Annotated in this window: 15 protein-coding genes and 1 rRNA gene; 4 read left to right on the top strand and 12 right to left on the bottom strand. The window is 44.3% G+C overall.

Going from position 1 to position 24,528, the window contains the following annotated elements:
- The first annotated feature begins 123 nt into the window (after positions 1–123).
- Positions 124–1,548, top strand: coding sequence for a glutamine synthetase family protein (locus tag CDG61_RS00650; RefSeq protein ID WP_087549678.1), 1,425 nt, complete (start codon positions 124–126; stop codon positions 1,546–1,548).
- A 19-nt stretch (positions 1,549–1,567) separates the two neighbouring features.
- Here CDG61_RS00650 and CDG61_RS00645 read toward each other — a convergent pair whose 3' ends face one another.
- From CDG61_RS00645 to CDG61_RS00625, 5 genes are all read right to left on the bottom strand, one after another.
- Positions 1,568–1,855, bottom strand: a complete 288-nt coding sequence (locus tag CDG61_RS00645) for a chorismate mutase (protein WP_087549677.1) — start codon at positions 1,853–1,855, stop codon at positions 1,568–1,570.
- Positions 1,836–3,155 carry a hypothetical protein gene (locus tag CDG61_RS00640; protein WP_087549676.1) on the bottom strand — a complete coding sequence of 440 codons (1,320 nt, stop codon included), beginning with the start codon at positions 3,153–3,155 and terminating at the stop codon, positions 1,836–1,838. The genes CDG61_RS00645 and CDG61_RS00640 overlap by 20 nt, the downstream gene beginning before the upstream one ends.
- A gap of 243 nt (positions 3,156–3,398) precedes the next feature.
- Positions 3,399–5,228 carry a dihydroxy-acid dehydratase gene (gene ilvD / locus CDG61_RS00635; RefSeq protein WP_087513626.1) on the bottom strand — a complete coding sequence of 610 codons (1,830 nt, stop codon included), beginning with the start codon at positions 5,226–5,228 and terminating at the stop codon, positions 3,399–3,401.
- Positions 5,229–5,608: 380 nt separating this feature from the next.
- Positions 5,609–6,424: a trimeric autotransporter adhesin/peptidogylcan-associated protein TpgA gene (gene tpgA, locus CDG61_RS00630; RefSeq protein ID WP_087549675.1), complete on the bottom strand. Its 816-nt coding sequence runs from the start codon at positions 6,422–6,424 to the stop codon at positions 5,609–5,611.
- A gap of 66 nt (positions 6,425–6,490) precedes the next feature.
- Positions 6,491–13,537 carry an ESPR-type extended signal peptide-containing protein gene (locus tag CDG61_RS00625; RefSeq protein WP_087549674.1) on the bottom strand — a complete coding sequence of 2,349 codons (7,047 nt, stop codon included), beginning with the start codon at positions 13,535–13,537 and terminating at the stop codon, positions 6,491–6,493.
- A 426-nt stretch (positions 13,538–13,963) separates the two neighbouring features.
- On the opposite strand from CDG61_RS00625, the gene fmt reads away from it, so the two are divergent.
- Positions 13,964–14,923, top strand: coding sequence for a methionyl-tRNA formyltransferase (gene fmt / locus CDG61_RS00620; RefSeq protein WP_087550002.1), 960 nt, complete (start codon positions 13,964–13,966; stop codon positions 14,921–14,923).
- Positions 14,920–16,227 (top strand): 16S rRNA (cytosine(967)-C(5))-methyltransferase RsmB, encoded by a 1,308-nt coding sequence (rsmB, locus tag CDG61_RS00615; RefSeq protein ID WP_087549673.1) that lies wholly within the window; start codon positions 14,920–14,922, stop codon positions 16,225–16,227. The genes fmt and rsmB overlap by 4 nt, the downstream gene beginning before the upstream one ends.
- A 76-nt stretch (positions 16,228–16,303) precedes the next feature.
- Here the strand turns inward: rsmB and CDG61_RS00610 are convergent, their stop codons facing one another.
- The 4 genes from CDG61_RS00610 to CDG61_RS00595 all read right to left on the bottom strand — a co-directional run bounded on the left by CDG61_RS00610 (position 16,304) and on the right by CDG61_RS00595 (position 20,298).
- On the bottom strand, positions 16,304–16,414 hold the full coding sequence (locus tag CDG61_RS00610; protein ID WP_086322749.1) for a methionine/alanine import family NSS transporter small subunit: 111 nt from the start codon (positions 16,412–16,414) through the stop codon (positions 16,304–16,306).
- 1 nt (position 16,415) lies between these two features.
- Positions 16,416–17,900: a sodium-dependent transporter gene (locus tag CDG61_RS00605; protein WP_087549672.1), complete on the bottom strand. Its 1,485-nt coding sequence runs from the start codon at positions 17,898–17,900 to the stop codon at positions 16,416–16,418.
- 330 nt (positions 17,901–18,230) lie between these two features.
- The gene (locus CDG61_RS00600; protein ID WP_087549671.1) at positions 18,231–18,815 is read right to left on the bottom strand and encodes a DUF1287 domain-containing protein; all 585 of its coding nucleotides are present in this window, start codon (positions 18,813–18,815) and stop codon (positions 18,231–18,233) included.
- 25 nt (positions 18,816–18,840) lie between these two features.
- Positions 18,841–20,298 carry an aldehyde dehydrogenase family protein gene (locus CDG61_RS00595; protein WP_087549670.1) on the bottom strand — a complete coding sequence of 486 codons (1,458 nt, stop codon included), beginning with the start codon at positions 20,296–20,298 and terminating at the stop codon, positions 18,841–18,843.
- 137 nt (positions 20,299–20,435) lie between these two features.
- Here CDG61_RS00595 and CDG61_RS00590 point away from each other — a divergent pair, with 137 nt between their 5' ends.
- On the top strand, positions 20,436–21,149 hold the full coding sequence (locus tag CDG61_RS00590) for a TIGR04219 family outer membrane beta-barrel protein (protein ID WP_087549669.1): 714 nt from the start codon (positions 20,436–20,438) through the stop codon (positions 21,147–21,149).
- A 328-nt stretch (positions 21,150–21,477) separates the two neighbouring features.
- Here CDG61_RS00590 and CDG61_RS00580 read toward each other — a convergent pair whose 3' ends face one another.
- From CDG61_RS00580 to rrf, 3 genes are all read right to left on the bottom strand, one after another.
- Positions 21,478–22,839, bottom strand: coding sequence for an MFS transporter (locus CDG61_RS00580; RefSeq protein ID WP_087549667.1), 1,362 nt, complete (start codon positions 22,837–22,839; stop codon positions 21,478–21,480).
- 592 nt (positions 22,840–23,431) lie between these two features.
- Positions 23,432–24,151 (bottom strand): phytanoyl-CoA dioxygenase family protein, encoded by a 720-nt coding sequence (locus CDG61_RS00570; RefSeq protein WP_171405558.1) that lies wholly within the window; start codon positions 24,149–24,151, stop codon positions 23,432–23,434.
- Positions 24,152–24,256: 105 nt separating this feature from the next.
- Positions 24,257–24,371 (bottom strand): 5S ribosomal RNA (gene rrf / locus CDG61_RS00565).
- Between the last annotated feature and the right edge of the window lie 157 nt (positions 24,372–24,528).

Below are 24,528 nucleotides of genomic sequence, written 5' to 3'. Positions count from 1 at the left end.
AGCAAGCCTCAGGCAAAGATTGAGGCTTAAATCCTGGCACCGGATATAAAATTTACATTCATTTTACGTTACTGCACGGATGGACATTTCTATAATTTTTTATCCCCAAATGGATTCATTCCAATGAATATGTCTGTCGATCACCCCACAAAAACAATGTCTCATCCTGCGTATCCTGAACCATCCTCAAACGCTCAACCATCACCCCAGCCCTGCTGTGAGCCTGAACACACTGCATTTGAGCAGGAGGTTCAGCAATATCTGGAGCAATTTCCTCAGACCACCCATGTCGATCTCTGTCTGCACGACCTGAACGGACATCTGCGCGGTAAGCGTATTGATCTGCAGTCCCTGAAAAATCTGAGCAAAGGCTGTTATTTCCCACTGTCTGTTTATGCCATGAGCCTGGAAGGCAAGGTCATTGAGGAAAGCGGACTGGGAAAATATATTGGCGAACCTGACCGCCTTTGCAGACCCATTTCAGGCAGTCTGCGCCCTTGTGCTGATGCACCGGAAACCCATGCCCAGCTGTATCTGAGCATGCTGAACGAAGATGGCACTGCCTGTGAATATGACCCAAGAAATATTCTGACAAAGCTGTTGCAGCAGCTCCATCAACAGAATGTTCATCCTGTCATGGCAGGTGAACTGGAGTTTTATCTGTTTGCTGAACATTCAGCGACAGACAGTGATCTCAACAGCTGTCAGTGCTTTGATATAGATATCCCGACCCATGACAGTCAGGTGCTTGCACATATTGAACGTGAGGCACGGCGTCAACAGATTGAAATGACAGCTATTGTTGCTGAAAGCTCTCCTGGGCAGTATGAAATCAATATTCAGCACAGTGCCGACTTGCTGAAATTATGTGATGACATGATGGCGATTAAACGGATTGTGCGTCAGGTTGCAGCACAGCACAGACTCAAAGCCTGTTTCATGGCAAAACCTGTCATGCAGATGGCAGGCAGTGGGCTTCATTTTCACATGAGCCTGTTAAATGCTCAGGGGCAGAATCTGTTCAGTGACAGTACGCCTGAACACATGCAGCCTGTTTTTGCACAGGTGATTGCAGGTTTACTCGACTTTATGCCCGCTTCCATGGCGCTGCTTGCACCCAACATTAATTCATTCCGCCGTTTTCAGTATGGTCATCATGTTCCACTGGAAGCCAGCTGGGGCTTCAATAACCGCAATGTCGCCATCCGTATTCCCTGTGCAGACCAGACCAATCAACGCCTTGAATACCGTGTTGCAGGAGCGGATGCCAATCCTTATCTGAGTATTGCTGTTCTGCTTGCAGGGGCTTTACATGGGCTTGAACATTCACCTGTACTACCAGACTGTCATGCCCACCAGTCACTGAATTCAAGCCACATTTTCCTGCCCGAACAACAGCCAGAAGCCCTGAAGTTACTGGCAGATCATTCCCTGTTAAAAGACTATCTGGGAACGGCATTTGTCAGTCTGTGGCTGACCTGCAAAAAAGCAGAATATCAGTCTGTGCAGAATAAAATTACTGCTTCTGAAATGGCATGGGGAATTTAGCAGACCTGACCCATCCGGCTCAGGGTCTGATTTCCCTGAGCTCCCGCTGAATAAAATGCTGAATCATTTCGCGATAAATTTTTTCCACCAGTTCAGGGCTGAGGTTCTGCTCAGTTGCCTGCTGGCGGACTTTATCAATCACCTGCTGAACACGCTCCGGTGACTGAACATCATCGACTGTCTTTTTAAACCTGACAGCCTGATCAACATAAAACTGCCGTGCAGACAGCAGTTCAATCAGCTCACGGTCTATAGCATCTATATGTGCCCGTACCTGTTCCAGGCTTTCACACTTCTCTTTCTTCATTTTGCTGTCCCTGCTCTGTCTCGGTTTCATTTTTATATTTTTCTTCCAGTACATTGCTGAAAATACTTTCAATCATCCAGACCCGATACAGACTGTTAAAGACATAGGTCTGACCATCTATACGCAGTTCCAGCACAGGAAAATCAGGCTGTGACTTCATTTCACAGAGCATGTCATTTTCTTTAAGTCGGGCTTCAACATCATCTTCAGTGAGCTGTTGCAGTTCGAGTTCCTGCTTCATCCGATCAAAATGAGACTTACAGGACAGGTCACGCCCTTTGGTCCAGACCGCCTGTAAAATACTGTACATGGCATCCACACGCTGTTCTTCAGGCACGCTGTAAAACAGTCTTGCCATTTCATCTGTTGCCGCCTGAGTCGGACGGCAGAACGGTGTAAATTTCACATCTGTCCGTTTGGACAGCCGTGTTGCCAGACTCCAGTCAAACAGATCACGCCCATGATAACTGAGCGGATAGACACGCAACTGAATGTTGTAATAGTTCGCTAGTTCCTCACGGATATACGCCAGCAGCAGCCATGAAATGGGATCTTCAAGTGCAATATACAGATCAAGCTCGGGATCAAGCCCCTGAATTTCATTCAGTTCTTCTGCATCACTGATCAGGTGTTCACGCCATTCAATATGATTAATTAAAAAAATTGGATTATCCGTCAGCAGCTTCTGCTGTTTCAGACGGCGGGTCAGACGAAGCAGATCATCCACGGCGTGGTACTTACGCTCACCAAGTTCAAAATAAGCAGCAAGCACTGCATCATCATTAAAAATACGTTCAGGAAAATCCTGTGGCTGATGGTGCTGACTGGCCATGGCATACAGGGTGCGCAGTTTTCCATACTGTTTCTGCCACAACATGTGAAACACATCTTCCAGCAGATAAAGAAAATCCTGCCCTCTCAGTGGTGTATTTCTCAGAATGGTTTCTGCCTGAACCAGTGCTTCTGCTGTAGGCTGTTCAGGGGTTTCATGAAAACTGAAGCGATGCTGTCGGGACAGAATTTTTGCATCATTCAGGCAGTAGTTCTGCCATTCCTCTGCCGACATATGATTGGGCGGTTCAGCCGTCTGACTGGAAATAATGACCCTTAGCGGTTTGAGCTCATCATTTAAAATATCTTCGAGTGCAGGTAACTGCTGTGCCGCAAGGTAACTGTAAACATCATCCAGACGCAAATGCACACTCAAGCCATTGTCCGTGGATAACACCTCCTGTCGGGATGGTTTGTCATAAAACCAACTCGATCGGAGCGGATCAAACCAGCGGCGTAACAGTGACATGAGATAAGCCTCGATATGAATACTGAGTCAGTCCGAATAATGACTGTACTCAGGAAAGGTATCCACTTCTGTGGATGCTGAAAATTAGAGTTCTTCACTCAAACTTATAACAATTCATCACCAATTGTTCAATGTTTTAGATTCCAGATTCACTGAACAGATTGATCAGTCCGACTGCCATCTGTCGGACAATAAAAAAACACCCCGCAGGGTGTTTTTTTATTTTTCTGCTGGATTCAGCCTTTAAACCTCACGTACAGCACCTTTGGATGCACTCGTTGTATGCATCGCATAGGCTTTAAGTGCTTTGGATACCTTACGTGGACGAGGTTCAGCAGGATGCCAGCCTTTTTCATCCTGAACTTTACGGCGTGCTTCCAGCACGTCATCAGTCACAGCAAGGTGAATGGTACGGTTTGGAATATCAATTTCAATGCGGTCGCCTTCTTCCACCAGACCAATTGCACCGCCTTCAGCAGCTTCTGGTGAAACGTGACCAATGGACAGACCTGATGAACCGCCTGAGAAACGACCATCTGTCAATAAAGCACAGTCCTTACCCAGACCTTTGGATTTTAAATAACTGGTTGGATACAGCATCTCCTGCATACCCGGTCCACCACGCGGTCCTTCATAACGGATCACAACCACATCACCCGCTTTCACACCGCCTGCCAGAATGCTTTCCACCGCAGCGTCCTGACTTTCAAAAACACGTGCAGTACCATTGAATTTCAGAATGGAATCATCCACGCCTGCTGTTTTTACAATACAGCCATCCAGTGCGATGTTGCCGTAAAGTACTGCCAGACCACCATCCTGAGAGAATGCATGTTCTGCATTACGGATCACACCTTTTTCACGGTCACCATCGAGACGTGAATAGTAACGGTCCTGAGAGAATGCCGTCTGAGTCGGTACACCACCTGGTGCAGATTTGAAGAACTGATACACATCTTCATTTTCTGTACGGATAATGTCCCATTTGTCCAGCGCATCTTTCATGGTTTTTTCATGCACAGTCGGTACTGAGGTATCCAGTAAACCTGCACGGTCCAGTTCGCCCAGGATAGACATAATACCGCCGGCACGGTGTACATCTTCCATGTGTACATCCTGTTTTGCAGGTGCAACTTTACACAGTACAGGCACTTTACGGGATAAACGGTCAATATCCGTCATGGTGAAGTCCACTTCGGCTTCGTGTGCTGCTGCAAGCAAGTGCAGTACAGTATTGGTCGAGCCACCCATGGAAATATCCAGTGTCATTGCATTTTCAAAAGCAGCTTTGGTTGCAATTGAACGTGGCAGCAGACTGAAGTCATTCTGTTCGTAGTGACGTTTCGTAATCTCTACGATCAGCTGACCTGCTTTTTCAAATAATTTTTTACGGTTGGCATGCGTTGCCAGTGTTGAACCATTACCAGGTAAAGATAAGCCTAAAGCTTCAGTTAAGCAGTTCATTGAGTTTGCTGTGAACATTCCTGAACATGAACCACAGGTTGGACATGCAGAGCGTTCGTATTCTTTAACTTCTTCATCAGTGAAGCTGTCATCAGCCGCAACAATCATGGCATCAACAAGGTCAATTGCATGTTCATTGCCACGGATTTTGACTTTACCCGCTTCCATTGGTCCACCGGATACAAAAACCACTGGAATGTTCAGGCGCATGGATGCCATGAGCATTCCCGGTGTGATTTTGTCACAGTTGGAAATACATACCATCGCATCTGCACAGTGTGCATTGACCATGTACTCCACTGAGTCTGCAATCAGATCACGTGAAGGCAGTGAATAGAGCATACCGTCATGCCCCATGGCAATCCCGTCATCCACAGCAATGGTGTTGAATTCTTTGGCAACACCACCCGCCTGTTCAATCTGACGGGCAACCAGCTGACCCAGATCTTTTAAATGCACATGACCTGGTACGAACTGTGTAAATGAGTTGACCACGGCAATAATCGGTTTGCCAAAATCTTCGTCTTTCATTCCTGTCGCACGCCATAAGCCACGTGCGCCAGCCATATTTCTTCCGTGTGTCGATGTTTTTGAACGATAGTCAGGCATTGTGCATTTCCAACATGTTGAGCTTGAGCCGGACGGTCAGGTCTGCTCTGGCAGAATTACTGAGATTTCAGTCGAAATACAGATATCATACAGGATACTGTTTAACAGATGACCACAGCCATGATCTTTATTTTCATTCATGGTCTGCTGATATTTCAACAAAAGCGATGATTCATCGGGTATGAAATCTAATATAACCGATACAGCCAGCTGAAATACAAAACTTTCATGAATAATTTTTTAATTTTCCATTCATATTTTTTATCATTAAGCCGACTGTAAAAACAGTCATAAAACCGATGTCCACAAAAAAGCGCACCCTTTCGGATACGCTTTTATCTCAGCAGAAATGCTCTGTCCAGGGCATTCCTGATAACCGTTTACCAGCTGATATTGACACGGCGGTTCGGTGCCAGACAGTTTACGGTCTGAGCAGACTTTGTCTGCCCTTCACAGGCTTTGTACAGACGGGTTGAACCATTGGCATTCACTTTGATCTGACCTGGCTGAACTCCCTGCTGTACCAGCAGATAAGCAACGGTATCTGCACGCTGTGCAGACAGTGCCTGATTGTAGGTGAAATTCCCCAGCTGATCTGCATAACCTGTCACTGATACTTTCTGACTGCCTGACGCCCTGATCGCCGCTGCAATATCTTCAATACGGCTGAAATCGCGGTTCACTGCCGCTTCATCATATCGGTCAAATGCAAACAGCACACTTGCCTGCGCAGCATGAACATCCAGACCATCTGCCACCAGAGCATCTGTCGCTACAGGCTCACTGTTGGCACCATACTGAGCCAGTCCCTGACAGGCTTCACCTTTCCAGTAATAGGCTTTTGCCAGATAATTTTTGTCAAAATCAATACGCAGCTGACAACGCTTATAGTTCTGTGTTTCAGGTACACGGATGTCCAGCACATAATTCCACTCACGCACAAAAAACAGCCCTTCACTGAAATGCGGGTGCCCAAGTACGTAACGGATCTGATCTTTGTTCAAGCCTGTATCGAGACGTTTCACCTGATCATATTCAAAACGCTGAACCTGATCCAGGTAGCTTTTTTTCACAGCTGGAAAATGAATGCTCTCATCAGCCATCTGCAAATTCAGTTGTTCAGATGCCGAAGCGGTGGTGCTGATTGCTAGCAAGCTCAGTGCGCAGCCTGCAAGTTGGGTTAAAACGGTTTTCATGTTGATCTCATTCTTTAGCTAATTCAGATACCGGATGGGAAAGGTAATACCTTTCCCTGCTGTGGATTAATCAATGACGCCACTGATACCAACACGCACACTTGGGTCACCGCCCTGAGATGCTGTTGCAATACCACCTGTCAATGACCAGCGACCGTTATCGGCAGTTTTACGTAAAGTCACACCAATCGCACTTTCACCACCGTGATATGCTGCACCCGCTGCATAGGTATATTTACCCGGTACATATGGTGCATTTTCCAGTGCCATTGCTGCTGCAATACCTGCGTTCGCTTTTTTCTCGACATCATCAATACGCTTGCTGGTTGACTGGAATGCCTGCTGTAACTGATCACCAAGATTGGTGATGCGGTCACCCAGCTGCTGATCGGCAGCATTCAGCGCACCCAGTGCATCGCCAACGTTATGATAATCTTTGGCATCTGCACCCTGCCCAATGGTATAGGTCGGTGCTGTGAAGCTCTGGGTAATGTTGTCATAACCTGCATTTCCTCCCAGATATTCAGCCATCGCCTGGTTGGTTGAGTTCAGCTGTGAACCGTTGACTGCCTGTTGAGAAGAAGAATTGATATTCCCATTGGCAACACCTTCCACAACTTTATTACCGGCATTTATACCGCCTGAAGTAATACTTGGACCATCCTTAATCGTCAGACCATCACTGTCAATGGTGGTGTTCCCAGCAGTGAAACGTTCAGCATCCACACTGTCCACTTTCAGATTCGGTGAGGTAGATACCTGATAATTGGTACTGCCATCGTCATTTTTACTGGTCGATACAACAATGTTGTCACCTGCAGTCACTGTAGATTTAGATTCAGTGGCATTTTTATTGACCGCTGCAATCGCATCATTGATGTTGTCAGCACCTGTACCACCAATATTTGAAATATTGCCATTGGCATCAAATGCCCCCTGTCCCAGCATGTCATGAATCTGACCACCATTCACAGCATCCTGTGAACCTGCTGCGATCTGACCATCGCCAACATTGGTCACTTTATTGCCAGCAGCATCAATACCGTCTTTGGTGATGCTTGGACCGCCATCAATCGTCAGACCATTGTTATCGAGTTTGCTGTCACCTACGGTCATACTGCCATCAGCACCAAGGTTCTGATCCTTGTTCATATTGACCGTGATGTTGTTGCCATCATTGCTGATGCTGACGTTACCGTCTGTATTACCAAAATCGACTGTATTGCCTGGTTTCACATTACTTGCAGTGCCACCATTGGTGCTGACATTCCAGCCCTGATTGGCATTGTTAGCCGTCTGATTGATCGACTCAATCGCATCATGAATCGTATTCTGACCTGTACCACCAATATTGCTGACAGTGACATTGCCATTGTTGCCAAGCTGTGCATTGCCTCCGATCAGACCTGCCAGGTTATCCTGTGCCTGATGCAGCTGACTGCCATTTACAGCATCTTTTGAAGTACTGGAGATGTCACCGTTTGCCACATTGGTCACTTTGGTATTGCCCGCATTGATACCTGCAAAGCTGATACTTGGCCCCATACTGATCATGTTGCCGTCAGCATCCAGTGTCAGAAAGCTCAGACCATTGCTGTTGATGACCGTACCACCGGCATTGACTGAGTCCACATTCAGCTCAGGATTCAGTGCGAAATCAATCGTGTTACCTGTTTTACTGACGCTCAGATTTTTCTCATCTGCTGCCGTCCCGATATCAATGGTTTCACCTGCCAGCACACTCTTGGTGTTTTCACCATTACTGCTCAGGCTGAAACCTTTTTCCAGTGCATTGATATTTTTGTTAATGATGTCATCAAGACGTGAATCAATTGCATACAGCTGGCTTCCGTTGACTGCATCGGTGGAAGATGAATTGACTGAACCATTGGCAACATTGGTGATTTTTTTGTTTCCAGCATTGATGCCTGAAACCAGCACACTTGGACCACCGGTAATGCTCAGTCCCTGATTGTTCAGAATACTGTTACCGGCTTTCACTGAATTCACCTGAAGGTCATCAGCTGTTTTAACTTCGTAATTGCTGCTGCCATCGGCATTTTTAGTCTCAGTCACCACCATGTTTTTACCCTGAGTCACTGTGGTTTTTGCAGCTGCCACAGCTTCATCAATGGTGTTTTTGCCTGTACCGCCAATATTTGAAGTGGAAATGCTGCCTGTATTCAGATCAATTTTGGTATTGCCACCGATCACACCCGCAACATTGTTCTGCGCGTTATACAGCTGACTACCGTTCACTGCATCTTTGGACGTCGCAGAAATATTACCCTTAGCAACACTGGTGATTTTTTTATTCCCTGCATCAATCCCTGAAGCCAGCAGACTCGGACCACCAACAATACTCAGACCATTACTGTTAATAGTCGTATTACCTGCTTTCAGTGAATTTACATCCAGATCATCGGCGGTTCTGACTTCGTAGTTACTGCTGCCATCGGCATTTTTTGTCTCAGCAACCACCATGTTTTTACCCTGGGTCACTGTAGCTTTTGCAGCCGCCACAGCTTCATCAATGGTGTTTTTGCCTGTACCACCAATATTTGAAGTCGAAATGCTGCCTGTATTCGGATCAATTTTGGTATTGCCACCGATCACACCCGCAACATTGTTCTGTGCGTTATACAGCTGACTGCCGTTCACGGCATCTTTCGATGTTGCAGAAACATCACCATTGGCAACACTGGTGATTTTCTTAGCCCCCGCATCTATACCACCGGCACTGATGACAGGACCTGTCTGAACCAGATTTCCTTTGCCATCATCGCTTACAAAACTCAATCCATTATGGTTCAGTACCGTGCCACCTGCTGTAACAGAAGTCACATCCAGGTCTGGATTCAGTGCAAAATCAATGGTATTGCCTGTTTTAGTTACAGTCAGATTTTTCTCACCTGCGGCAGTACCAATATCAATGGTTGCCCCTGCAAGGACTGCACCAGTATTCAGACCATTGGAACTCAGACTGAAACCCTGCTCCAGGTTCGCAATATTTTTATTGATAATGTCATCAATACGCGAATCCACAGCATATAACTGACTGCCATTCACAGCGTCTTTTGAGACGGAAGACACATCACCATTGGCAACACTGGTGATTTTTTTATTCCCTGCATCAATCCCTGATGCCAATATGCTTGGACCACCTGTAATGCTCAGACCATTATTGTTGATCAGCGTATTACCCGCTTTTAATGAAGTCACGTCCAGGTTATCCGAGGTTTTCACTTCATAATTGCTGCTGCCATCAGCATTCTTTGTCTCTGTCACCACCATGTTTTTGCCCTGGCTGACAGTGGTTTTTGCTGCAGCTACGGCTTCATTAATGGTGTTTTTACCCGTACCACCAATATTGGATACCGTCACATCACCTGCATGATTTACAGCCGCATTACCACCAATTACACTGGCAACATTGTTCTGAGCCTTATTCAGCTGGCTGCCATTGACAGCATCTTTCGATGTCGCCGAAATGTCACCATTGGCAACACCTGTGATCTTTTTATTACCTGCATCAATACCTGAAGCCAGAACACTCGGACCACCTGAAATACTCAGACCATTATTGTTAATGGTGGTATTACCAGCTTTCAGTGAGGTCACATCCAGGTCATCGGCTGTTGCCACTTCATAGTTTGTACTGCCATCGGTATTTTCAGTGGCTTTAACCACCATGTTTTTACCCTGGGTCACTGTAGTTTTTGCAGCTGCCACAGCTTCATCAATAGTGTTCTTACCTGTACCGCCAATATTTGAAGTGGAAATGTTACCCGTGTTCGGATCAATTTTCGTATTGCCACCGATCACACCTGCGACATTGTTCTGCGCGTTATACAACTGACTGCCATTCACTGCATCTTTCGATGTGGATGACACATTGCCACTGGCAACACTGGTGATTTTCTTATTGCCCGCATCAATACCCGAAGCCAGAATACTTGGACCATTCACAATAGTCATGCCATTACTGGTCACTGCTGTATCACCTACAGTCAGCCCCTTCTGGTTCAGCGTATTGCCGCCAGCCGTAATGCTTTTTACCTCAATGTCATCTGCCAGCTGAATCTGAATCTGACCATTGCTGACCTGAGTGGAAATATTTTTGTCTGCACCGACGATTTCAACCGATTCACCCAGTGCTTTCTGAACTTTTTTACCGTCCTGCGCTGTCAGTGCAAAACCTTTGTTTGCTGTATCCAGTGCGTTTCTGGCAATCGTATCTGTTGCAAACAGCTGACTGCCGTTGACAGCATCTTTCGAGATCGCTGAGATGTCACCATTGGCAACACTGGTCATTTTTGTGTCACCGGCATCAATACCATCAGCTTTCACAGAAGGACCTGTCTGAACCAGTGTCACGCCATCAGCAGCAAGTTGCTGGAAGTTCAGTCCATCTTTATTCAGCGTTGTTCCACCCGCAGTTACAGATGAAACATTCAGATCTTTATTCAGCGCAAAATCAATGGTATTGCCTGTTTTGGTTGCAGTCAGGTTGGTTTCACCTGCGGCAGTGCCAATATCAATCACATCCTGATCGGCAATAATGCTTTGATCCTTGCCATCTGAAGCCAGCGAAATTTTCGGCTGAGCAGCGTCAATAGCATTGATGATTGTTGTATCGAGTTTATCTTTCAGTGCAAATAACTGACTGCCATTCACAGCATCTGTAGATGTTGCTGTAATATCGCCTGCTGCAACACTGGTGATTTTCTGATTACCAGCATTGATCCCACTGACAGTCATGCTCGGACCATTGGTAATGCTCAGTCCATTGCTGTTCAGAACCGTACCACCAGCAGTCACAGAATTAATATTCAGATCATCCGCTGTTTTGACTTCGTAGTTACTGCTGCCATCGGTATGCTTTGTCTCAGTCACAACCACATTTTTGCCCTGAGTCACTGTGGTTTTTGCCGCAGCCACAGCTTCATCAATGGTGTTTTTACCAGTACCACCGATATTTGAAACGGTTACATCACCTGCATTGTTCAGCGCAGCATTACCACCGATCACACTGGCAACATTGTTCTGTGCCTGATTCAGCTGGCTGCCGTTGATGGCATCTGTAGATGTTGCTGAAAGATCACCTTTAGCAACATTAGTGATCTTTTTATTGCCCGCATCAATACCATTGACAGTCACACTTGGACCATTGGTAATGCTCAGTCCATTGCTGTTCAGAACCGTACCACCAGCAGTCACAGAATTAATATTCAGATCATCCGCTGTTTTGACTTCGTAGTTACTGCTACCATCGACATTTTTAGTCTCAGTCACAACCACATTTTTGCCCTGAGTCACTGTGGTTTTTGCCGCAGCTACAGCTTCATCAATGGTATTTTTACCAGTACCACCGATATTCGAAACGGTTACATCACCTGCATTGTTCAGTACTGCATTACCACCTATCACACTGGCAACATTGTTCTGTACCTGGTTCAGCTGGCTGCCGTTGATGGCATCTGTAGATGTTGCTGAAAGATCACCTTTAGCAACATTTGTGATCTTTTTATTGCCAGCATCAATACCACTGACAGTCACACTTGGTCCATTGGCAATGCTCAGTCCATTGCTGTTCAGAACCGTACCACCAGCAGTCACAGAATTAATATTCAGATCATCTGCTGTTTTGACTTCGTAGTTGCTGCTGCCATCGACATTTTTAGTCTTAGTCACAACCACATTTTTGCCCTGAGTCACTGTGGTTTTTGCCGCAGCCACAGCTTCATCAATGGTATTTTTACCAGTACCACCAATATTCGAAACGGTTACATCACCTGCATTGTTCAGCGCAGCATTACCGCCTATCACACTGGCAACATTGTTCTGTGCCTGGTTCAGCTGGCTACCGTTGATGGCATCTGTAGATGTTGCTGAAAGATCACCTTTAGCAACATTAGTGATCTTTTTATTGCCCGCATCAATACCGCTGACAGTCACACTTGGACCATTGGCAATGCTCAGTCCATTGCTGTTCAGTGTGCTGTTCCCTGTCTGAACCGAATTCAGCTCCAGATCCTGGCTCAGCGTAAAATCAATGGTATTTCCAGATTTGATCACTTTCAGATTTTTTTCATCTGCTGCAGTCCCAATATCAATGGTATCGCCCATCTGAACGTTGCCCTGATCAGCACCGTTACTGGACAGGTTGAAACCCTGATTCAATTTACCTGATACTGTTTTCAGCTGTGACACATTCACGGCATCCGTATCGGCAGAACCTGCACTGACGCCAGTAATACGACGGTCACCAATATTCATTTCACCTCTGGCAGTTCCCCCTACCAGAAATGCCTGATCAGACAGCGTTGTACTGCTTGCAGATGAGCCTGAACCAATCGCAATCGAGTCTTTATTGGTTGCTACAGCACCATTCCCCATCGCAATTGAGTTATCTGCCGATTGTGCAACTTTTGAATTTGTCCCCAGTGCAATACTCTGCTCAGCTTCAGCCTTTGAAATTGCCCCAATCGCCAGCGCAGCACCACCAGATGCATTTGCATAGACACCCAGTGCAGAACTGGCATCACCAGAAGCTGTTGACGTCATCCCCAAAGCAGTTGAAAAATGACCTGAGGCAGCAGACTGGGTTCCCATCGCAACAGAACCTGCACCACTGGCCGTAGTTGGACGGTAACTTCCACCTGCTTCTTTCCCACCCACAAGGCGGACACCAGTCAGTGCTTCATATGAATCGTTGATTGTTTTATCTGATGCAATACGGTCAATATCATCACCACCGACTGCAACTGCTGAATTGCCTGAAGCGATGACATTGGCACCCAGAGCAACCGTCTGATCGCCCGATGCCTTACTTGCATAACCAATCGCAACAGACTGATTCGCCCCATTAACTTTACTGGCTGTACTTGCATCTGTTCCTATTGCAACAGAGTTGGTCGCACTTGCTGTTCCCCCACCTGCTGCATAAGAAGCAGACCAGGCATCAGAGGAAAATGTCAGCATGGCAATGACAGGTAATGCGAGTAACTGCACGCTCTTTGATTTTGTTTTTGAATGACCTTTTGCCAGTTCAGAAACAGCAACCCACGCTCCCGCAGAAACATTCCAGACAACCCGATAAACCCTGTTCATTTAATACACCAAAACTATGCAAATCACATGAAAGAGCACATAATACCCTCGGTACAATTAGCATACAAATCTACACAATCACATACTATAAATATGTGTTTATTGCTTAAACAGCCCTATTTTCAATAAAAATAAATCACATTCACATAAATTATTTATTTTTATTTAATAATTAAATCATTGATATATATAAAATGAATATGTTTTTTAATTAAACACACCTGAATAAAAAACAAACATCAGCGACCATGAGAAAATGTTTCTGAATGTAATTTTCACAGATTCCTGAACAGCTTTTTTCTGTTTTTTTAATACGCTGTTTTTACAGTATTTATTCTTTTGATGTACTGGTTTTTAACCAATCAATCAAATCCCCTTAAAATTGCGATATTTGGTATAATTTTTATTTCCTTTCAGGTTGTTCATGTGAGAATTATTTTTGCAGGTACCCCAGAATTTGCAGCAACTGCCCTGGCGGCACTGTTAAAGACAGATCATGAGATCGTTGCTGTTTATACCCAACCCGACCGTAAAGCAGGTCGAGGTCAAAAGCTGTCAGCTTCTGCTGTCAAACAGCTCGCCCTGGAAAATAATTTATCCGTTTATCAACCGCTACATTTTAAAGCATCCACCGAAGAAGGTCTGGCAGCACAGCAGGAACTGGCTGAACTGAATGCCGATGTCATGATTGTTGCTGCTTACGGTCTGATTCTCCCTCAGTCTGTATTGGACACCCCAAAATATGGCTGCCTGAATATTCATGGTTCGTTACTGCCTCGCTGGCGTGGTGCAGCCCCGATTCAGCGTGCCATCGCCACAGGTGATACCGAAACAGGTGTAACCATTATGAAAATGGCAGCGGGACTGGATACTGGTGACATGATGTATAAAACCCTGTGTCCAATCACTGCCGAAGATACCTCAGCAACCCTGCATGACAAACTTGCCATTCAAGGTGCGGAAGCGATTTGCACAGTTGTGGAAACTGAACAGACTTTAGAGCACTACCTGAATACTCGTGAAGTTCAAGACGAGCAGTTCACAGTTTATGCACATAAACTTTCAAAGGCTGAAGCTCAAGTGGACTGGTCCAGATCTGCCATTGAGATTGACCGTAACATTCGCGCATTTAATCCCTGGCCTGTGGCTTTTACTCCAATTGATGAAAGCAATAATTTACGTATCTGGAATTCTCAGATCTCAGACGTCGTTGCCAATGGTGAATCTGTCGGTACGATTATTGAGATCAATAAACACGGCGTGCATGTCACATGCGGTGAAGGCGTGATTTGCCTTTCAAGCTTACAATGGCCAGGTGGTAAAGCCATTAACCCAGTACAAATTTTGCAAAGTCATAAACTTTCTGTAGGACATACATTCTCATGAGCCAGATTCAATCATCAGCAAAAAACTTGAATTTGCGTGCTCAAGTGGTGAAAACGCTGTTAGCTGTTCAAAATGGTCAATCTTTAACATCTGTTCTGAATCAGCATTTAAATATTGTTTCTGAACGTGATCGTGGTTTGTACCATGAGTTAAGTTTGGGTTGTTTACGTCAGTGGTATGGATTAAAGGCTATTACCTTACCTTTACTGACCAAGCCTTTGGACAATGAAGCTTTAGAAAGCTGTTTATATCTCGGTTTATATCAGCTTTTATGTACCCGTATTCCTGCACATGCTGCGATCTCTGAAACGGTGAATGCTGTTAAACAACTTGGTTTTGAGCCAATGAGTGGTTTGGTCAATGCCGTTCTGCGTCGTGTTTCACGTGAAACAGAAGAATTTCAGACTGCGCTGAATGAAGCTCATGGTCTACCAAGCTGGTTATTCAAACGCTTAAAGAAAGACTGGTCTGAACAACTGCCTGAACTGTGCCATAACCTGAAGCAGGTTGCGCCACTGACCCTCCGTGTGAATGAGCGTCAGATCAGCCGTGATGAGTATCTCGAAATTTTAGAAGAAGAAAGCATTGAAGCTCATGCATGTGAACTTTCTGAAGTTGGGATCGTACTTGATCAAACAGGGAATATCACCAGTTTACCAGGTTTTGAAGAAGGTGGTTTTTCAGTTCAGGATGAGCATGCTCAACTGTGTGCGACTTTGCTTCCAAACATGGATGGCAAAGTTGTGGTCGATGCCTGTGCTGCACCTGGTGGTAAAGCCGCGCATATTTTAGAACGTTTTAATCCTAAAAAACTGATCGCACTTGATCATGATACAAAGCGTCTGGTACGTGTTTCTGAAAACTTAGAGCGCCTTGAATTAAATGCACATGCGGATGTTGAAATCATCACCGCGGATGCAACCACATGGACAGCCGAGCAAGCTGTGGACTGTATCGTTTTGGATGCGCCATGTTCTGCCATCGGTGTGATGCGTCGTCACCCAGATATCCGTTTACTGCGTCAGTCTACCGATATTCAAAAAACCGTTGATTTGCAAAAGCAGATTTTGAACCACATGTGGCAACAACTCAAAGTTGGTGGCACGATGCTTTATATCACCTGCTCAATTTTAAAAGTTGAAAATGAGCAACAGATGGTGAATTTCTTTGCTGAACATGCAGATGCTCAGGAAGTGAAAATTGAAGCGAAATGGGGTTTAACTCAGATTCATGGTCGTCAGTTATTGCCTGAAACTGGTTTTGGTGACGGTTTCTATTATTGCAAAATCCAGAAAACTGTATAAGCCTTTGCTTCACTGAAATGCTATAAAAAAATGCCCGATCACATGATCGGGCATTTTTTATTTCAACTCAGCAGAATCAATCTTCAGCTTCATCCGGGTTTTTCACCAGATGGATTGTTGCCAGAATAAGACCGCCCCACAACAGGACAATCGACAGAATCATCATGATAATTGCAGATGTATTCATGTTATTTCTCCTCCGAAGTTTTGTCTTTTACAACACTCAATAGCACTGAACCAACAACGAAGAATACCAGTACAGCACCACCAATCAACCATAAAGTTGAAGCAGGATAACCACCATAACCTTCAGTCATCACCGCTTTAATCGTCAGCAATAATGCAACCAGTAAGGACAGTGGTGTAATCACGGTAAGTAAGAAATTCCAGCCTGCACCCAGCTTGATACTTGAGTATTGATTGACATGTTCCTGAAGTTGTTTCATCAATGGACGACGGAACCAGGACACCAGAATAATAGACAGTAAACCACCACCCACAATACCAATGTTATTGGCAAAGTAGTCGATGATGTCAACGAACGTGATCGCACTGTGCGTGGAAAATAAAACTGTAGAGATGACTGCTGAAACACCACCAATAATCGTTACAGCTTTATTTTTAGACCAACCTAACTTATCCTGGAATGCCGCAATCGGTACCTGTAAAATACTGACCATTGAGGTGATCCCTGCCACCACCAGTGAAGCGAAGAATAAGAAGCCAAATAAATCACCACCTGCGCCCATACTTGAAATGATTTTCGGGAATGCAATAAAGGCTAAACCAATACCACCTGAAACCACTTCTTTTACCGGTACGCCAGAACTTTGCGCCATGAAACCAAGAGCTGCAAATACCCCAATCCCTGCTAAGATTTCAAAGGATGAGTTGGCTAATGCCACTACTACACCCGAACCTGTCATGTTGGCTTTTTTATTCAGATAAGATGAATAGGTCAGCATGATCCCGAAGCCCACAGACAGTGAGAAGAAGATGTGACCAAAGGCAGCTAACCATACTTTATAGTTCGCCATCGCTTCCCAGTTCGGAGTAAAGAACGCATTTAAGCCGTCCGTTGCACCAGGTAGACGTAATGCCTGAATCACCAGAATCGAGAATAAAATCACCAGTAATGGCATAAAGATTTTATTGGCAAGTTCCACCCCACGACGTACCCCGCCATAGAGAATAAACATCACCACTGCCCAGACAATAACTAAGCCCAAAAATAAAGTCGGTACGAAACCAAAGGCAAGTCCCTCGCCATTCTGCAGATAGCTTTTAAAGAAGAAAGCTTCTGTATCTGCGCCCCATTGCTGACCAATGGAGTAGTACATATAACTGCCAGCCCATGACAGAACACTGGCATAATAAATCCCGATGACCAGAGTCACCATCACTTGCCACCAGCCCAGTGATTCAGTATTCATTAACTTTTTATAAGCTGTAGGCGGTGCTTTGCGATATTTATGACCAACTGCATAGTCTAAAAATAACAGCGGTAAACCCGCTGCAAAGATTGCAACCAGGTAAGGGACTAAGAATGCTCCCCCACCATTTTCATAAGCAACATAAGGAAAACGCCAAATGTTACCCAAACCCACGGCTGAACCAATCGCCGCTAAAATAAAGCCTGATCGTGCCGACCAGCTTTCACGAGTATCTGTCATACAACACCTAATTCTGTAGATGCCCTCACACGCTGCTTATTTTCATTTTGATGACACAGGCATGCAAAGCCGAATAATAAAAATTTTGTTGTTTGAATAAGACAGCACCTTTTGAGCACTTTGTTCTAATTACAAACCAGCACAAAGAACCGCTTTCTGGTTAAGAAATTGTGTTCAAATATTGCTGTTTAATGAGGCAACAATACTCGTTTTTGTGGAATATTTCTGTAATTTCGACACTAATTTCATGCTTATAGGCTGTCATTGATCCCAACTGGTTATTTTTTTATCCAAATATTCAATCTCCTTATTGAATATGTCATTTCAGTTTTACTTCACAGTCGCAGGAATTCGAAAATGCCCCGTAACCTTGTATTTAAACAGTAAATCATTTTCCTCTGTTCCTCGTCCAATATTATGAATAATTAAAGGTGTGGAACTGAAAAGTGCTTTTTTGTCTGAAACAATGCCGATATGAACCAGTCCCCGCCCGAGATCCCAGGTGACAATATCTCCTGGTAAAAAACGCTGTCCCTGAACACTGTACTCTTTGCGGTTGAAATAGGTCTGAATATTCGGAACCCGCCTATGATCAATGTTTCTGTCCGCTTTTTTTAAACCCCATTTCTGAGGATATCTTTTAAAACTGGCGGTCATATCTTCATGAATACGCTGCTGGAGATCAATGCCCTGATGACGCAGAGCCCGGATCACCACATCCGTACAGACACCTTTCACGAGGGGAACATCGCCCCCTGGGTACGTCAGTTGAGTATAAGCAGGGTCATAATAAAGCGTCCGACCAACCTGAGAACGTGCATCCTGCACCATTTCGGCGGCAGAAAAAGCCCATCCTGCCCCACTGATCACCAAAGACAACAGAAAAATGGCTGTTCCTGTAAATCGTCTGATCATCCACGCTACTCCTCATGATGGATACTTAGTCAGCACTTCGTATCACTAAAATACGTGATTCCTGCATATCCCGAATGGCAAACTGGACACCCTCGCGTCCCAGTCCTGAATCCTTCACACCACCATAGGGCATGTTGTCCACCCTGAAAGAAGGAATATCATTAATAATGACACCCCCCACATGTAAGTGCTCCCAGGCATACATCATCCTGTTCAGATTCTGAGTATAAACACCTGCCTGCAGTCCAAAACGGCTTTGATTGATCCGCTCGATTCCCTGCTCAAAAGTTTTATATTTTTCAATGACAGCCACAGGTCCAAAGGCTTCATCTTTATAAACTTCCAGGGATTCATCTACATTTTCAAGTAAAGTCGGTTCAAACATCACGCCTTTCAGTTCGCCCCCTGCCAGCAGTTTTGCACCTTTTTTCACAGCCCGATCCACCCATTTTTTTAATCGGACTGCTTCAGCTTCTTTGATCATGGGTCCCACAATTGTACTGTCTGAAGCAGGGTCAGCTGCTTTCAGTTTTTTCAGACGGGTCACCAGTTTTTTCTTTAATTCACTGTAGATGTCTTCATGTACCAGTATGCGCTGTACACTGATACAGACCTGACCGGCATGGTTATATGCCCCGCCGATCAAACGCTCAATCAAGGCATCCGTCACTTCAGTATCCGGTTCAATCAGTACCGCCGCATTGCCTCCAAGTTCCAGTGTGACTTTCTTACGACCTGAACGGGCTTTCATATCCCAGCCGACCTGATCTGAACCTGTAAAACTCAGCAGTTTGAAACGGTCATCGGTCACCAGAACATCTGCATGTTCACGTGGACATGGCAGTACGGAAAAAGCCCCTTTCGGTAAATCTGTTTCCGCCAGAACTTCAGCAATTTTAAGTGCAGATACAGGTGTCAGACTGGCGGGTTTCAGCACAAAGGGACAACCCGCTGCAATTGCAGGTGCAATTTTATGTGCCGTCAGATTCAATGGAAAATTAAATGGACTGATCAGGGAAACCGCACCAACAGGAACCTGTTTCATGATGCCCTGATAGTCTGCTGCTGCAGCTGTTACAGCTAAAGGAAGCATACGTCCATCATCAAGCTGTGTCACAGCATCGGCTGCCAGCTGAAAAGTATTGATCAGCCGCTCCACTTCAGCGACTGCCGCCTTACGGGGCTTGCCCCCTTCCGCAATTAAAATTTCAGTCAGTTCATCCCGCATTTCAGAAAAGCGTCTGACACAGTGCAGCAAAATTTTCTGTTTCTGAAATGGTTTTAAATCTGCCATTTCCTGTTCGGCTCTGACCGCAGCATCAATTGCTTTTTCAAGGACACGGGCATCTGCCAGCGCCACTTTGGCATAGGGCTGTAAAGAATATTTATCGAGTACTTCAAGCCACTGTCCGGTTTTGACCGCCTTACCCGCAACATACAATGGAAATTCCAGAATCTGGGTTGCTGTTGTTGTTTTTACCATTTGTAGCGATCCTTATTCTGATAATGCAAATTTTTTTAATCCCCTATATCATGCCCTCAGTTCATAGATCAATGAAATGTATTTAAGTAACAAAACGATCAACCACTATAATTTTTATGACAATCAAAAGGAATAATATGAAACTGACCAGAATGGCTGTTTTATCTGTCGTGTTCGGACTGAGTTCTTTAGCAAATGCAGATTTTATCGGATTAAAAGGAGATATCAGTTACTGGAATTTTGATGGGCATACCCGCACTGAACATTCCGTTCCTGGCATTGCCACAGATCTGAACAGAACCTATGAAATGGACCGTCAGGGAACCGTTCAGCTCTCAGCTGCATTTGAGCATCCTGTGCCTTTACTTCCCAATGTAAAACTCAAATATGTCAATCTGGATAATGAATCCAGGGACTCCGCATTCAGTTCAAAAACCGAACTGACCAATACAGACTTAATTCTTTATTATGAAATCCTGGATAATATCATCAGTGCCGATATTGGCGCAGGACTTGCCTATCTTGATGGTACAACCCGTATCTCAACTGCAGGCTTATATACAGACCACGATATCAGTGGTTCAACTCCGTTTCTTTATGCACAGGCTGGTGCCAAGCTGCCTTTTACAGGCTTAAGTGCCAATGCTGAACTGATCGTAACTGATATTAATGATACGAAAATGACTGATGCTCAGGCAGAACTGCAATACGACTTTGTCAAAAGCATTGCTTTGGATATCGGTGCAAAAGTCGGATACCGGATCATGAAAATCGAAATTGAAGAATCGAAAAATGAAAACATTGAATATGAATTTAAAGGTCCATATATTGGACTGGCTGCACATTTTTAAATGATTCATCTTCAAAACCTGAAAGCAGCTCCGGAGCTGCTTTTTTTATACCCAGCGATGTACGCTTCAGCTTACATGAACTGCAACTTTTTGCGGATTCCACTGCTGACCCTCTGTTGCTAATATACATTTCATCAGGACACAGGAAGTGTTCAGAGCATAAAAATAACAACATGAAAATAAACAGCAGGATGCTGAGGTACAACAGGAGTTATACCTATAACGAATATAAAAAGCCCCCGACAGGATGTCGGGGGCTTTTTAATTTCAGACGGATTCTCCCATAAAAAAAGCCCCTTTTCAGGAGCTCTCTTTATTCAGATCAGTATCAGCTGCTGTATGAACGTCTTCTTTTTACAGTCGATACTGGTACCTGCTCTGACTGAGCAACAGGTGTACGAATGAAAATCAGTGCAATCGCAGCAATAATGACAGGAATACCAACTGCCATGAAATTCAGCTGATGCGGCAGTTCTTTGGACAGCAGGAATCCAATCAGAATAGGTCCCACAATTGCGCCCGTGCGTCCTACTGCTGAAGCCCAGCCAATGCCTGTTGAACGGACAGACAATGGATAATACTGTGCGACATAGCTATAAAGTAAAATCTGTGAACCAATTGAAGCGGCACCAGCAACGGCAACCAGGAAATACAGCACAAATGGCGGAGAATTAAAACCTAAGCCGTAAAGTGCCAGCGCACCAGAAACACATAAGGTCATAATGACAGGTTTCAGATGGAACTTATCTGCAAGAATACCGCCACCAACTGTACCAATCACGGCACCAATATTCATTGCCAGCAGGAACATCAGACTGCTGCCCAGTGAATAACCCGCAGCCATCATCAGTTTTGGTAACCAGCTGCCTAAAGCATACAGTGTCAGCAGGCACATAAAGAAACACAGCCAGAACAGTGCAGTTCCCAGAGCACGACCCTGCTGATACAGTGCTTTGACTGTTGTTCCACCAGGTACGACCACTTCATCCAGCTCGAGCTTAGTCGATGCACTGACCTGATGTTCAGGTGCAATTGCATTGATCATCTTACGGGCTTCATCATGCTTACCCACCTTAACCAGAAAGGTCAGTGATTCTGGCAGGAACTTCCATACCAGAGGTAAAAACAGCAAAGGAAAACCTGCGATATAGAACATGATCTGCCAGCCATGCTCTGCAGTAAACCATGAACCAAATAATGCAGCCATAATACCGCCCATGGCATAACCACTGAACATGGTTGTCACCAGTGTACTACGCAGTTTTTTAGGCGCATATTCTGAAGTCAGAGCTACAAGATTCGGCAATACACCGCCAATGCCTAAACCAGCCAGAAAACGTAAAACACCAAATTCTGTCGGACTGGAAGCAAAACCACCCCAGAACGTAAAGCCACTGAAAAGAAAAACGCAGATCATAATGACCTTTTTACGGCCAATTTTATCTGCCAGTGTTCCAAACAGCATTGCTCCGAACATCATCCCACACAATGCCGTACTTGCCAGCATACCTGCCTGAACTGTTGTCAGTCCCCACTCTTTCATCAGTAAAGGCAGTGCGACCCCATTAATTGCAAGGTCATAACCATCAAAAACAATAATCAGTAAGCACCAAAGTACGATGCTCAAATGCGACTTGTTAAATTTTGCATGATCCACTACAGCATTTACATTCATTGTTTTCGCTGTCATTGAGACTCACCTCCAATTGTGAGATTTAATTTCAACATACAATGAATTTCTGCCTGACTTTTGTCCAAAACCTGAAAGGCATACAGTCATACCCCCAGGGTATAAAAAATCATTCTGGTAGAAAATGTCAGTAATTTCCCACATAAAAATCAGCCTTTCTCTTGTATTTTTTTCTGTGAACTTCAGTTCACGTGTTTTTATTGATATTAAACAATATGTTAAAAAACATAATATACCAGCTAAGACTAAAGAGGGTTTGATCTGAAAATTGTCGATCTTTGCCCCATTGAATGCTCTGTTGAAAGTAGAAAAATACACTGATCCAGCGTTCTTCACTGAGTTTTTTAATGCTTCAGACAATACTGCCTCTAAAAATGACAGTGTAAGAAATTGCGTACACTGCATGCCGTCAACAGCTATTTTGATCCGGCATCGAACTGGCTATTCTACAGTTATAGGGAACAGGAAGTTTCCCAGACAAAAAACAACAATAATCGGTCTGAGCAACAGGAAGTGAGGTAATACAGGAGTTTACCTAACGAACCAATACGAAGAAACCCCATCAGGATGATGGGGTTTTCTTTATTTATCTTTAAATATTCTGAAAATATCTGTACGTTGCCATCATTCTTATCTTTTTTGCAGCATTGATCGCTGGAGAATGAATAACTCTCATATCCATTAAATAAACATCACCTTGTACACCGGTTAATTCAATGATCTCTAATTTTTTATTCTGAAAATCAAAAGGCTGATTTAAATTTTTCAGACTCAACAGGTTGTTCAACTGACTTAGAGATAATCGTTCAGATAAATGATGTGAACCTTTTAAAATCAGAGTTCCTCCACCATGCGATTGAATATCATCAATTAATAAAAAAAACTGCAGTGACTCAAAAGCTGTTGAATGTGAATCGACATGCCATTTTAAATCATTCAGTGTCCACTTTTCCTGTTGAGGTAATGTCAGCAGAAGTTGTTGCTGTTGATCAAAATGAAATTTTTCAGCAAAAATTTTAAATACAACTTCACCAAAAATATCTGAATAATTTTCCAGCGCTTTCGGCTGTTTAACCACTCTGGAGAGCATTACAATCTGTTGAAAATGACTCAGATTTTTTAATTCTTTAGAAATTATTTTATTATTTTCATAAATTTTTAAACGTTTCAGCTCACTCATTAAACTTTGTCTGATTAAATTTACTTCTTTTTTAGCAATAAATTGAGACAGCTTAACTATTCCATCAGCACTCAACTCAGCTTTAATTTGTTTGAACTTTGACTGATCCAGATCTGTTCCATTCTTTTTCATTATTAACCGAACTGAATTATACCCTGGATTCTCCATGTCATTTTCAGTTTTTCCGACAATAAAAAACACCCTCAATCAAATGATTGAGGGTGTTTAGGAATAATGAGCTGGCGATGACTTACTCTCACATGGGTAACCCCACACTACCATCAGCGCAAAGAGGTTTCACTTCTGAGTTCGGGAAGGGATCAGGTGGTTCACTCTTGCTATTGTCGCCAGCACAACTGTTTATGGATACTTGCTTTGGTCTTATTTAGATGCCAATGCTTTTTCCAAATGAGTTATTAACAGCTCTATCTGAGTTGGAACATTGTCATACTGTTGCGATTCTGAATCAAGTCATTCTGATGAATATCGAATCAACTGAGCTTCATACA

The sequence above is a fragment of the Acinetobacter sp. WCHAc010052 genome (assembly GCF_002165295.2).
GTDB lineage: Bacteria > Pseudomonadota > Gammaproteobacteria > Pseudomonadales > Moraxellaceae > Acinetobacter > Acinetobacter chinensis.
This window is presented reverse-complemented; position numbering and strand designations above follow the sequence as displayed.